The following is a 13,799-nucleotide window of genomic DNA, read 5'->3' as shown; positions in this document are numbered from 1 at the left end:
TAATGAATTTAACTTCATTGCGATTTGTGGAAGAGGCAACTCTTCACAAACTCTCGCATTTTCTACCTGCACAAAATCCGTTGAAAGACTTTGTGCATCACAATACATTACATGCTTTTCAGGATAAAGACTTCTTTACAGCCTTACAAGAATCATCTGAAATATTTGGTTATAAAACGTTTTTACCGCTTTCTGATTTTAGAAACAAGTTAAAAAACAACCAAATAAATGAGGCAATTCTAGATAAAATTATTTATCAGAAAAAAGGAGAAGATAACTTTTCATCTTGGAAAGAAAATGTTCTGCATAAAAATTACGACGAAGCCATTTATCCTAAAATTGGAAAACTTAGAAGTCTATGGAAAGAGAAATATGCCATAAACTTAGACAAATCTACTCACGGTATTCTTTTTAGAATCTTATGCAGTTATTTAGATCAAGGCATTTCTGTTTGGGCATTTCCTGTTCATCAGGACGGGTTTTTAGCTTCTATAAAAGAATTAGATAAAAATGGTGTTTTTAGTATCTTTTCAACGGCAAGAGCCAAAAAGCTACTAAAAGAAGACACTTCAATTTATAAATTACTTCAAATTTTAGTTGGAGAAGGTTTGTATTTTGAAAATTATCTCTTTGATCAACAATTTTCTCATCCTGGATGGAGCGGTATGATTGCCACCTTAGAAAGCAATCCCACTTCGTTATTAGATGCAAGAAAAATAACTTTAAAAGAACTAGTTACTTTTGAGTTGCTTTTAGAAATTGACGCATTAGATAAAAAATTTGGAGAAAACTGGGAGCCTTTAATTACCAAAATCACTTTTGAAGCCGAAAACTTGTTTTCTCAATCGGCTTATTCAGAATATTTTGAAGTACTTTCTATTTGGCAAGAAGCTTTTGAATGGACCTTTTACAACCAAGCCTTAACCGGTTTGCAACATAAAACAAGTGTAAAAGCCTCAGAAGAAAACACAAAATTTCAAGCTTTCTTTTGTATGGACGATAGAGAATGTTCGTTTAGAAGACATATTGAAGCTTTAGAACCAAGTGTAAAAACTTTTGGGGTTGCGGCATTTTTTAATTTCGAATTTTTCTATCAACCTGTAAATGGAAAGTTCTTTACCAAATTATGTCCAGCACCTGTTACACCACAATTTCTAATAAAAGAGTTGCCAAGAAAAAAGAAAAGCCCTAAAGATTATCATTACCATAAAAAATCGCATTCCTTGGTATTTGGTTGGCTTATTTCTCAAACATTAGGGTATACCTCAGCGTTTAAATTGTTTTTAAATATTTTTAAACCAAGCATGTCTCCTGCCACTTCGGCTTCCTTCAAACATTTGAATAAAAAGTCGAAATTAGTAATAGAAAACACCAATCCAGAAGAAAAAATAGACGGTTTACAAGTAGGATTTTCTATTGAAGAAATGGCAAATCGTGTGGAAGGTATTTTAAAGACTATTGGTTTGGTAGAAAATTTTGCTCCAATAGTTTATGTAGTAGGCCACGGCGCTACTAGCGTGAACAATACTCATTTTGCTGGTTACGATTGTGGTGCATGTAGCGGAAGACCAAGTAGCGTGAACGCGAAAGTATTAAGCTTCGCTGCTAATCATGTAAAAGTTCGTGAAATTTTGGCTGAAAGAGGTATTGTTATTCCTACCGACACACAGTTTTTACCCGCATTACACGATACAACTAGAGACGAAATTGTTTTTTACGATGAAGAATTACTTTCTGTAGTAAATACTTTTTCACATAAAGAAAACAGCAAAACGTTCACAAATGCCTTAGCCAATAATGCCAAAGAACGCTCTAGAAGGTTTGATACCATTAATTCTAACGAAAGCATTTCAAAAGTACACGAGAAAATAAAAAATCGTTCGGTTTCATTATTTGAACCTCGACCTGAATTAAATCATGCTACAAATGCCATGTGTATTGTAGGAAGAAGAAGTGTATCGGACCATGTGTTTTTAGACAGACGTTCGTTTATGAATTCATTTGATTATGAAGTAGATCCAAAAGGCGACTATTTAGCTGGAATTTTAAATGCCGTAGCTCCTGTTGGTGGTGGAATTAATTTAGAATATTATTTCTCAAGAGTTGACAATCATAAACTCGGTGCGGGCTCCAAATTACCTCATAATGTAATGGGATTAATTGGAGTTGCGAATGGAATTGACGGCGATTTACGACCAGGTTTACCTAGTCAAATGATTGAAGTTCACGATCCATTACGCTTGTTAATTGTAGTAGAACATTTTCCTGAAATTGTAAAATATGCCATAACAAAAGTTCCCGCAACCTATGAATGGTTTATCAATAATTGGGTGAATTTGGTTGCCTTGCATCCAGAAACTAAAACACTATATCGTTTTGTAAATGGTGAATTTGAAATTTACCAACCCGCTTCTTTTAATATACAAACTATCGATAATTCTTTGGAATATGCGATAACGAGTTCGGAAAATTTAAACATAACGCTACTAAAATAAGATGATGACAAATGAATTTTTATTAGTATTTATCATTATTCCTATTGTAGGATTTTTGATTAGTTTTTTCATTCCAGAAAAGAAAGAGTCTTGGCTATCTTGGACGGCATTTACAACGGTTTTTGCGCAGTTGTTAGTGTTGTGTGTTTTTATTTTCTATTGGATATTTAACGGCAGCAAAGATTTGAATTTATTCGAAGTATCGTTAGTCAAAACAAATGACTACGACTTCTTTATCGATTTTTATTTCGACAAAGTAACTGCGGTGTATTTATTCATTGGTGCTTTATTAACCTCAATGATAACAACATATAGTCGCTATTATTTACATCGAGAAAAAGGATACAAACGCTTTTTTATCACGGTTTTATTCTTCTTTTTTGGATATAATTTAGCCATTTTATCAGGGAATTTTGAAACTTTATTTATCGGTTGGGAAATTATCGGAATTTCATCATTTTTACTTATTGGTTTTTACAGAGAACGTTATTTACCTGTAAAAAATGCTTTCCGAGTATTTTCAATCTATAGAATTGGTGACGTTGGAATTATTTTAGCAATGTGGGCAAGTCATCATTTGTTTCATGAAAACATCACTTTTATCCGACTACACAATTACGAATTGGTCAACGAACATTTGCAAAATCACACCTTAATTGGTTCGTTTATTGCCTTATGTTTGGCGTGTGCAGCAGCAGTGAAATCGGCTCAAGTACCATTTTCTTCTTGGTTACCAAGAGCAATGGAAGGTCCTACTCCATCAAGTGCTATCTTTTATGGTTCGCTTTCGGTGCATCTAGGTGCTTTTTTAATGTTACGTACGATGCCTTTTTGGGAACACCAAACGTCTATGCGAATTGCCATCGGCGTAATGGGATTAACCACAAGTATCGTTACCACTTTAATTGCTAGAGTACAATCGTCTGTAAAAAGTCAAATTGCTTATAGCTCGATTTCACAAATTGGATTGATATTTATTGAAATAGCTTTGGGATTCGAAACATTAGCTTTATTTCATATTGCTGGAAATGCGTTTTTAAGAACCTATCAATTATTGGTTTCACCATCTGTGGTAAGTTATTTAATCCGAGAACAATTTTACAATTTCGTACCAAAACAAATACGTAAAAGCATCATTCCTAAAAAATTAGAAAATGCTTTATATGTTTTGAGTTTAAACGAATTTCACTTGGAAAAAATCATTAGAATTTTCCTTTGGAATCCATTAAACACAATTGGTAATAAGTTAAACTTCTTAAACCTAAGAAAACTATTCTTCTTGTTTTTGAGCACGTATTTAGTTGGAAGCATCACTTTGTATTTCAAGAATTCAATTCCAAGTTATGTGACTAATTATTTACCTGAAGTTTTCGCTACTATCGGATTGGTATTCGTTTTCAAAGCCTTTTCAGAAAGAAAAAGTCCGTTTGTTGCTTGGTTATTAATTGTTTTTAACCATTTCTGGATTGTGTTAGCCATTTTGTTTAACGAAAAAGTAAGTTATTACGAAATATCCTTATATATCATAGGAATTGTAATAGCGGGAACTATTGGTTACATCGCTTTATTGAAATTAAAAACAATGGAAAAGAGAATTTTATTAAGTCAACATTCTGGACACGTATATGAACATCCAAAATTTGCTTTCTTTTTCTTATTAGCAGCACTTGGCGTTACAGGTTTTCCAATTACTTCCACCTTTATTGGCGAAGATTTATTGTTTAGCCATATTGAAAGTCACCAAGTTGTACTAGCTTTTTTATTAGCCACTAGTTTTGTGGTTTCTGGAATAGCCGGCGTTAGAATTTACACTAGACTTTTCTTAGGAACACACATTAAGACCTATCACGAATTACCTTATAAATCATCATAATTAAAAATATTTAAAAAATATGAACTCAAAAGTTAAAAAATATATCCCTGCAGACGGAATTGCAGGATTAAAAGAAAATTTCTCAGCAGATGCTATTTCTGGTTTTATTGTGTTTTTATTAGCGCTTCCTTTAAGTTTAGGAATTGCAAAAGCCTCCGATTTTCCGCCTATTATGGGTTTAATTACCGCTATTATCGGTGGTTTGTTGGTGAGCTTAATTTCAGGTTCACGATTAACAATAAAAGGACCAGCAGCAGGATTAATTGTAATTGTAGCCGGAGCAGTAGCAGAATTTGGTCATGGTGATAATGTTTTAGGTTGGAAATTAGCCTTAGGCGCAATGGTTATTGCTGGTTTAGTTCAAATTTTATTTGGCGTTTTAAAACTTGGAAAACTTGCCGATTTTTTCCCGCTTTCAGCCATTCATGGTATGTTAGCCGCCATTGGAATCATTATTATTGCTAAACAAATTCCAGTACTATTAAACGATAATCCAACACTTGCAAAAGGAAAAGGTCCATTGGAATTACTAGCTAATATTCCGAATTTCATTATGAATTTAGACTATAAAGCGACTATTATTGGCGTGGTAAGTTTATCCATTATGTTAGGCTGGCCATACATCAAAAACAAGTACATCAAAATGTTTCCAGCACCGCTTGTAGTTTTATTGTTTGCTATTCCAGCAGAGTTATATATGGATTTCGCACATACTGAACCCGCTTATTCTTTGGTGAAAATTGGAAATTTAGTAGACAACATTAATTTCAATGCTAGTTTTGCTGGTATTTCGCAAACAGGAACTTTTATCAAATTCGTGATTATGTTTGCTTTGGTTGGAACCCTAGAAAGTTTATTAACTGTAAAAGCAATTGATTTAACGGATCCATTCAAAAGAAAATCGAATACCAATAAAGATTTAATTGCGGTTGGAATAGGAAATGTTTTTGCTGCATTTTTAGGTGGTTTACCAATGATTGCTGAAGTAGCACGTAGTTCTTCAAATGTAAACAATGGTGGAAAAACACGTTGGGCGAATTTCTTTCATGGTTTTTTCATTTTAGCATTTTTATTAGTCGCTTCACCATTATTAGAAATGATTCCGAATGCCGCATTAGCAGCGATGTTAGTTACTGTTGGAATAAAATTAGCACATCCAAAAGAATTCATTCATACATTTGAAATAGGAAAAGAACAATTAGCTATATTTTTAGTGACTATTTTCTTTACTTTGTTTGAAGATTTATTAGTGGGTATTGCTGCCGGTATGGTTTTAAACATGATTATTCACTTATTACACGGAACTCCAATTTCATCATTTTTCAAAGCACCAACTGAAGTAGCTTTCGAAGGAAATGACTATTTAGTAACGATTAGTAAAGCTGCAATTTTTACTAATTTCTTAGGAATTAAAAGAAAATTAGAAGAAATTCCATATGGATTTAATGTTACTATCGACTTGAAAAATACTAAGCTTGTAGACAATTCTGTTATGGAAAACTTAGAACATTTTGTTCATGATTATGAATCGAATGGAGGAAAAGTAACCATTGTAGGATTAGAAAATCATACTGCTTTTTCTGCTCACCCAAAATCTTCCAGAAAAAATTTAAATTTTATAAATTAACAAATGAAAAAATATAGTCATTTCTTAGTAGCTCTCGTTGGGCTACTAGGAATTCTTTTGCCAAATAGTTCAAGCGCACAGGTAAAAACAAGTAATAACGATGTTTGGTTTCATTATGTTGGGAAAAACATGTTAAGCCAAAAGTTATCGTTTACATTAGAAGCCACTATGCGATATGCCAACGGGGTTTCAGAAAAGCAACAATATTTTGTGAGGCCATCTCTTGATTATCAGTTTACTAAAAAATTCAATGGTAGCATTGGTTATTCACACTACAACACCTATGTGTATGGAAGCCCTGCTTTAAACAAAACAGATATTCCTGAAGATCATGTTTGGATTCAAGGAACGTTTGTTCACTCGAATGGGAAATTTAAATTCACGCATCGTTTAAGAGATGAAAATAGATTTGTTGGAATTGCAGTAAAAAATGGCACAGAGTATTCAATTGATCATTACGAGTATAGAAACAGATTGAGATATATGTTCTTGATGAATTATACTTTAACTAAGAAAGAGGACAAAGTAAAATTATTCGGGATTCTAGGCGATGAAGCTTTTTTCAATATTGGTTCCAATGCTGGAAAAACTTTTTTTAATCAAAATAGAATTATTGGAGGTTTAGGCTATAATATTGATAAAAACCAACAAATTCAACTGAGCTATATCCATCAAAACATTTGGAATTACACCAATACGTTACAAGAAAGTAATCCAACCGTAAGAATATCCTACATCACTAACATTAGTTTGTTTAAATAAATTTATGCTTTGAAAGAAGTAGTGTTTTGATCAAATAAGAGATCTTTATTTCACATTCCTATTATACAAAAATGATGGAACACCATTGACCAAAACCCTTTGTAAGCTATAAATTAGCGCTAGTAGATGAAGTTGTATTTATAAAAACACCATCCTACTGATTTCTTATAAAACCCAATAACGAAAGTTGTTGGGTTTTATTTTTTTACATTTCACCCAACAATTGTATTACATCTTCCGCTTTAAATAATTGAGTTCCTTCATTCATTGTAGCAGCTGTTCCGCACGCAACTCCCCATCGAATTACTTCTTCAAAAGTTTTATTTTGAGACAATGCCCACACCATACCACCCACCATACTGTCGCCAGCTCCTACGGTGCTTTTCTTTTCTACTTTTGGTGCTTTAAGAAAATGTGTTTCGTCTTGAGTGACTAAAATGGCTCCTTCCGCTCCTAGTGAAACTACTACAATTTTGACACTTTTATTTTCTATTAATTGTTTGGCAGCTGTTTCAACCTCTGGAAATTCTAATCGTTCGACACCAATTAATTTTGCTAATTCGCCAATGTTGGGCTTTATCAAGTAGACTCCTGTTTCTAAAACTTTTTTCAGTGGTTCACCAGATGTATCTACAATAACTTTGATGTTAGAAGCTTTTGCTATTTGGGCTATTTGTTGGTAAAAATCAGTTGCTAATCCTTCATTTAAGCTTCCGCTAATGACAAGATAATCTGTTTTTAAATCTTTTACTTTTTGCAAAATTTCATCTTGTTCAGCTGGAGATAACTCATTTCCGGGAAAACCAAAACGGTATTGCGATTGTGTTTCGGAATCAAAAGCAATAAAATTTTCTCGTGTCCAGCTTTTCGTTCTTATCAATTCAAATTGCAAACCTTCTTTTGTAATTAATTCTTCGAGCAATTCGCCGGAAGAACCACCAGAAGTAAAAATGCATTTGGACGTACCTCCTAATTTTGCTATTGCTTTCGACACATTTATACCGCCACCACCGGCATCATATCGAGGTGATTCACAACGAATTTTTTGTTCTGCAATTAGTCCTGTGAAATGAGTGCTCTTATCTAAGGAAGGATTTATGGTTAGTGTTACAATGGGTTTCATTTTCATGTAATCAAATTAAATTGTTGAAAGAAATATAAATTTAGTCAAAAAAAAAGCGAAATCTATATAGACTTCGCTTTCTTTTTACAATTTCCTTCTATTATCATCAGAATTTGTATCGATCAACTTATTATAAGGGTCAACGCCAACTTCTGTAGGTTTTTCGTTTACCATTAACACCACTGTATTATCAATAGTATTAATTTTTATTTTTTTAAGATACAATTCTTTATCTGTTTTTTTTCCTTTAATGGTTTGCTCCGAAAAAATTCCAATTTCTACATAGTCTTGTAAAGGAAACGATTCTGTAGGATACTTGTCGCCTTTCCTAGTGAACTTTAATGTTTTTCCTTTAGGATCTTTGAAGATTCTTTTTCCTTCCTCGTCAGCTTTATACTTTGAAACTTCAAACTCAATCGTAACTTGAAATTTGCCATTAGGCATTTTTTTAGAAGTCACGTTACTAATTCTGTTATCGTATAAAGTTATAGTCTCAAACATATCATTAATAGCATATTGTAACGAATCTGGAGTTGCTTTTTTCAATTCGTTTACCAATTCTATTGAGTTGGTATAGGGAGCATCTTGAAAAGCTACCTTACTTATATAACTCTTTAAGGTATTGTTCATTTTCTGTTCTCCAATATAATCACTTAAGGCATACAATACCAATGATCCTTTCTCATAATGAATGTATTGTTGGTTTTCGTTAAACATTAAAGGCTGTTCTTTTTTGCTTTCAAAAGTTCGTTGTTTCAAATATTTATCTAGCGCATCTTTTAGAAATCGTCGCATTTTAGATTTTCCATACGTATGCTCTAAAACTTTTAATGAACTGTATTCTGACAAACTCTCAGAAAGTAACGTTACCCCTTGAACATTGCCACCTATAACTTGGTGAGCCCACCACTGATGCGCTACCTCGTGTGATGTAACTGAAAAAGGATAATCAACAGCGTCTTGATTGTCGTCATTTACATCAGCTATAAAACCTATGGCTTCAGAGTAAGGGATCGTATTAGCAAATGATTGTGCAAATTGACCTTGCGTTTTAGGATATTCAATAATTCGAACTTGTTTGTGCTGGTACGGACTGAAATTTTTGCTATAATACTCTAGGGATTTCTTTACACCTGCAATCATTCGATTTAAGTTGTATTCGTGTCCTTTGTGGTAATATATTTCAATGTTTACATTTTTCCATTTGTCTCGTTTAACCTCATATCGAGCAGAGTTAAAAGCATAGAAATTAAGCATTTTTTTATCCATTTTATAATGGAAATAATTTCGTCCGTTTTTCTGCCATTTCTTTTTTAAATAACCAGGTGCTATAGCTGTTTGATCTCCAGAGGTACTTACTGTGGTTTCAAATGTTAACCAATCCGCATCAGAACTGATATAAGTGTTTTTCCTAGCAATACTATCTGTTGGTTTAGCCATTCGATCTTTTGGTTTCAGTCCGTATTTTTTTCGAACATCATCATCTGTCAATTCACTTTTAGCTGAATATCCTATAGAAGGAAAAATATCCTTATTAATAAACGTTCCATTATATAAAACGGGAGAGTTATTTTTAAAGAAAGTATTTGGCTTGTTCTTGATAACAAAGCTCATTTGGATAGAGTCACCAGGTTGCAACGCTTGCTCTAATTTATATATGTTAAAATTATAAAGTGTATCCTTAGAAACCAGCTTGTTTTTGACATTGAAACTAACTTGGGTTCCTTCTTTATAATCTACAAAAATAGAGTCAATTATTTGAGTTGATTTGTTTTTTAAAATGTATTTCCCATTAGCAACAAAATTGCGCTCCTCTGGAAACAAATCCATATCAATTTTAATATCTGTAATTCTTGGTTGAATTTTGTTCTCGAACTTTTTGTATTTCTTCTCCCAATTTACAATTTCTAGCTCCTGTTCGTTTCCGCTTTTATTTTCGTTTAAAATATTATCTTGATAATATAACGCTCCACCAATTCCTAAAAAAACGAATGTTGACGCTACCAGTAGCAATGCAATTTGCTTTGTAAATCTGATTTTAAAATCAGACCAACGACCCTTAAAAGATTGTACCGTACCTCTAGTCCAAAAAAGTAATGCTAAACCAAAGAAAATAATTCCAAGGGCTAACCAGTATATTTTATAGAGAAAATAAGATGACAATCTGTGACCATAACCATTCATATCAGAAAAACTATAACCCGTATCACTATTAAACTGATAAATTAGTTGCTCAACCCCTATTGCCGGCAGAAAACTTAATCCGATGTAAAAAAGTAAAAGGATAAAGAATCCTAACAAATAGTTTTTAACTAATGTTTGAATAAGAACTGCCATTAATGCCCAAATTATATATTCTATCCATTTTAAGGCATACAATTCAAAAAGATAATGACCTATTTCAAAATTAAAATAACCTTTATACACCTGAAACAAAATCCCCGAAAACATAATTACTAAAAGTAACACCATTTGCATTTTGACAATGGCAATAAACTTTGACAAAAGTAAAACCCAGTTAGGAGTAGGAGTTACATCTATTAAATGAAACATTCTAGTGGTAGTAGCACGATGAATTAAAATCCCAGAAAAAAGAAAGGTTAAAATATTGATAAACAACCCAAAAGTACTTCCAGGAATTTCGAGCATTTGCCAAGTAACCGGATAGGTTTCTGTTCCAAAAAATGCACCCGAAGACAAAGCTGTAATTAAAATAAAAAGCATTCCTACAAGCACAATGCTGATAAATATCCAGTTTTTCACAATAAATTTAAAATCTACTTGAGATAAACTCCAAGCTGTTTTCAAATTTTGTTTGGTTGAATAATCATACCCTACTTTAGGCAAGTTGACTTTAGTGATTCCACCAAAATTGTTCTTTGTAATACGCTCGTTATCTTTACTTTTTCTTAGTGTTAATGCTGTTTGAGTAAATGAAAAATAGCGGTACATAAGACCTAGAATTACCATAGAAACAGTCAACCAGATTGCCCTATTGTAAATAATAGCTCCCTTAAAAGGCAGTAAATTTTCGTTTTTCTCGTAAACAGTCCAATACTTTGTATAATAACGTAAAGCTTCACCACCAAAAGGGTCAAAAAGCGCAACCAAAAATCGATTCTCACTTTCTTTTGTAAAACTACTTACAATACCTTGCACAAATAAAAGTAGTAAGACAGTAATGAAACCAACCGAAATATTGCGGGTAATTGTTACTACTGAAAAAACAATTACACCAAAAAACGCCAAATTAGGGATTACAAATATCAAGTAACTTTGCAAATAGGCCATAAAACTATGCGGACCCAATAACTGTGGATTTACTCCTGGTAAAAATGAAGCTAAAAAAGCACCTAAACCAACGCAAAGGGTGATTAAAATAACAACTAATAAGGAACTGAAAAACTTACTCATTAAGTAATCCCATTTGCTAAATGGATACGAAAACAAGATAGAATGCATGTTATATTTAAAATCACGATAAACAGACGCACCTATTATGGAAGGCAATAAAAAATAAATGAAAACTGACAATGCGTTTAACATATTGTTTAATGCTATAGGCGAATTTGCCATAGCGTTAGAGGCCGTAGTAGTTTTAAAACTATCAAAAATTCCAAGACTACTAGCCATCATTAACATAGAAAATGCCATGAAAATTCCGGCGTATATATAAAAAGTTGGATTTTTTTGCCACCTTTTTAATTCAAAAGTAAATAAGGTTCCAAACATTTTATAGGTCTTTTTTTAGTGCAACAAAATATACATCTTCTAACTGAGGTTCTGCCTGAACAAAACTTTCATTTGGCTTTTCCTGACTATACACCCTAATATTAAGCGTGTTGTCTTGGTTGTAATTAGAAGAAATTACATTAAAGTCTTTTTCGTTTTGTTCCAAAGCTTCTCTTTCAATAATTTTGGTCCAAATTTGACCTGAAAGTTCAGCTGTTGCAGCTTTAGGAGTACTTTGATTTAATATTTTTCCACCATTTAGAATGGCCATTTCATTACATAATTCTTTTACATCATCAACAATATGCGTTGAAAAAATAACGGTATGATTTGTACCTATTTCTCTTAGTACGTTTAAAAAACGGTGTCTTTCCGCAGGATCTAAACCAGCAGTAGGTTCATCAACAATGATTAACTTTGGATTATTTAACAACAATTGCGCAATACCAAAACGCTGTTTCATACCACCTGAATAGCCATTTACATTTTTCATTCTAACGTCATACAAATTAGTAACTTCCAATACTTGTTTGACAATTACTGTTCGCTCTTTTTGAGATGAAATTCCTTTTAATCGGGCAAAATAATCTAGTAAATCTTCTGCAGACATATTAGGATAAACACCAAATTCTTGAGGTAAGTATCCCAAAATTTTACGCAATTCCATTTGATTTTCAAGAACATTAATTCCATCAAACTCTATGGATCCTGAATCCGGTTTTTGTAAAGTAGCTATGGTACGCATTAAACTAGATTTACCCGCTCCATTAGGACCCAAAAGTCCGAACATTCCCGTTCCAATTTCTAAATTCAAATTATCCAATGCTTTTACACCATTGCTATACGTCTTGCTCAAGTTACTAATCTTTAACTTCATGATTTATTGGTTTAGTTAAGTCAGATTAGTATCTTATTTACTAAAATGTTACCAATTATTTCTTATTTTTAGTACTATTTTATCCTTTTTCGCATTGCAAACTGCTGTTCCTTATGACAATAACAAAGTAAAAAAAATGAATTCCTTTTAACTTAAACCTACTTTTAGAACCATAAATCCTTTGATCTATGATGATTCAAAAATCCTTTGAAACGTTGAGTCTTTGCGACAAACAAAAATCCTTTGTACCTTTGCTAAATGATAGAAGATAAAAACCCACAACGCACCAGCATTGCTCAACTAGGAGAATTTGGCCTAATAGATCACTTGACAAAAAACTTCGAAATTACACAAGCTTCTACTCTAAAAGGAATTGGTGATGACGCAGCTGTTTTAGACTTCAAGGACAAAAAAGTGGTAGTGTCTACTGACTTGTTAATTGAAGGAGTGCATTTTGATTTGGCATACATGCCTTTAAAACACCTAGGATATAAAGCGGTAGTTGTTAACATTTCGGATATTTGTGCCATGAATGCTAAGGCGACTCAAATCACCGTTTCGGTTGCCGTTTCCAACAGATTTCCACTCGAAGCTTTAGAAGAATTATTTGCTGGTATTACACATGCTGCTGCAGAATACAAAGTTGATGTGATTGGTGGTGACACTACATCCTCTCAAAAAGGATTGATCATAAGTATAACAGCTATTGGCGAAGCCAATGAAGACGAAATCGTGTATAGAAATGGGGCTAAGGAAACTGATTTACTAGTTGTTACTGGAGATATTGGTGCTGCCTACATGGGTTTACAAGTCTTAGAGAGAGAGAAACAAGTGTTTCAAGTGAATCCAAATAACCAACCTGACTTAGACGCCTATACTTATTTGATAGAACGTCAATTAAAGCCAGAAGCTCGTAAAGATGTGCGCACATTATTACATGCCCTAGAAGTAAAACCTACGGCTATGATTGACATATCAGATGGATTATCATCAGAGATCATGCATATTTGCAAACAATCAAAAGTAGGTTGTAATTTATATGAAGATAAATTACCTATTGACCCTCAGTTTATCAATGTTTGCGAAGAGTTTAATATTGATAGCACCACTGTTGCCATCAATGGCGGCGAAGATTACGAGTTGTTATTTACCATTTCAATACAAGATTTTGAGAAAATAAAAGCCAATCCGAACTTTACAATTATTGGTCACATGACCCAAGAAAGTGAAGGAATTCATTTAATCACTCGTGCAAATACCAAAATTCCACTCAAAGCCCGTGGATGGGATGCTTTAAGTGAATGACTATT

General features: G+C 32.9%; 8 protein-coding genes. 5 read left to right on the top strand and 3 right to left on the bottom strand.

The genetic code is table 11. The features are described 5' to 3' along the window. Nucleotides 1-2 precede the first annotated feature (2 nt). From IQ05_RS04630 to IQ05_RS04615, 4 genes are read left to right on the top strand one after another with little or no spacing between them, the layout of a single operon-like run. Nucleotides 3-2,495, top strand: coding sequence for a YbcC family protein (locus IQ05_RS04630; protein WP_144890431.1), 2,493 nt, complete (start codon nt 3-5; stop codon nt 2,493-2,495). Nucleotide 2,496: 1 nt separating this feature from the next. After that, on the top strand, nt 2,497-4,368 hold the full coding sequence (locus IQ05_RS04625) for a proton-conducting transporter transmembrane domain-containing protein (protein WP_244289523.1): 1,872 nt from the start codon (nt 2,497-2,499) through the stop codon (nt 4,366-4,368). 19 nt (nt 4,369-4,387) lie between these two features. After that, entirely contained in the window at nt 4,388-5,995 is a 1,608-nt protein-coding gene (locus IQ05_RS04620; RefSeq protein WP_144890425.1) for a SulP family inorganic anion transporter, read from the top strand. A 3-nt stretch (nt 5,996-5,998) separates the two neighbouring features. Then, a complete protein-coding gene (locus IQ05_RS04615; protein WP_144890422.1) occupies nt 5,999-6,757 on the top strand; it encodes a DUF2490 domain-containing protein in 759 nt (252 codons plus the stop codon). A 205-nt stretch (nt 6,758-6,962) separates the two neighbouring features. Here the strand turns inward: IQ05_RS04615 and IQ05_RS04610 are convergent, their stop codons facing one another. From IQ05_RS04610 to IQ05_RS04600, 3 genes are all read right to left on the bottom strand, one after another. Next, nucleotides 6,963-7,886 (bottom strand): 1-phosphofructokinase family hexose kinase, encoded by a 924-nt coding sequence (locus tag IQ05_RS04610; RefSeq protein ID WP_144890420.1) that lies wholly within the window; start codon nt 7,884-7,886, stop codon nt 6,963-6,965. A 78-nt stretch (nt 7,887-7,964) separates the two neighbouring features. Beyond that, on the bottom strand, nt 7,965-11,612 hold the full coding sequence (locus tag IQ05_RS04605; RefSeq protein WP_144890417.1) for an ABC transporter permease/M1 family aminopeptidase: 3,648 nt from the start codon (nt 11,610-11,612) through the stop codon (nt 7,965-7,967). Between the two features lies 1 nt (nt 11,613). Then, the gene (locus IQ05_RS04600; protein ID WP_086455109.1) at nt 11,614-12,489 is read right to left on the bottom strand and encodes an ABC transporter ATP-binding protein; all 876 of its coding nucleotides are present in this window, start codon (nt 12,487-12,489) and stop codon (nt 11,614-11,616) included. A gap of 258 nt (nt 12,490-12,747) precedes the next feature. Here IQ05_RS04600 and thiL point away from each other — a divergent pair, with 258 nt between their 5' ends. Next, entirely contained in the window at nt 12,748-13,794 is a 1,047-nt protein-coding gene (thiL, locus tag IQ05_RS04595; RefSeq protein ID WP_144890414.1) for a thiamine-phosphate kinase, read from the top strand. Nucleotides 13,795-13,799 lie beyond the last annotated feature (5 nt).

It is taken from the genome of Flavobacterium tiangeerense, from assembly GCF_007830355.1.
Classification (GTDB): Bacteria; Bacteroidota; Bacteroidia; order Flavobacteriales; family Flavobacteriaceae; genus Flavobacterium; species Flavobacterium tiangeerense.
This window is presented reverse-complemented; position numbering and strand designations above follow the sequence as displayed.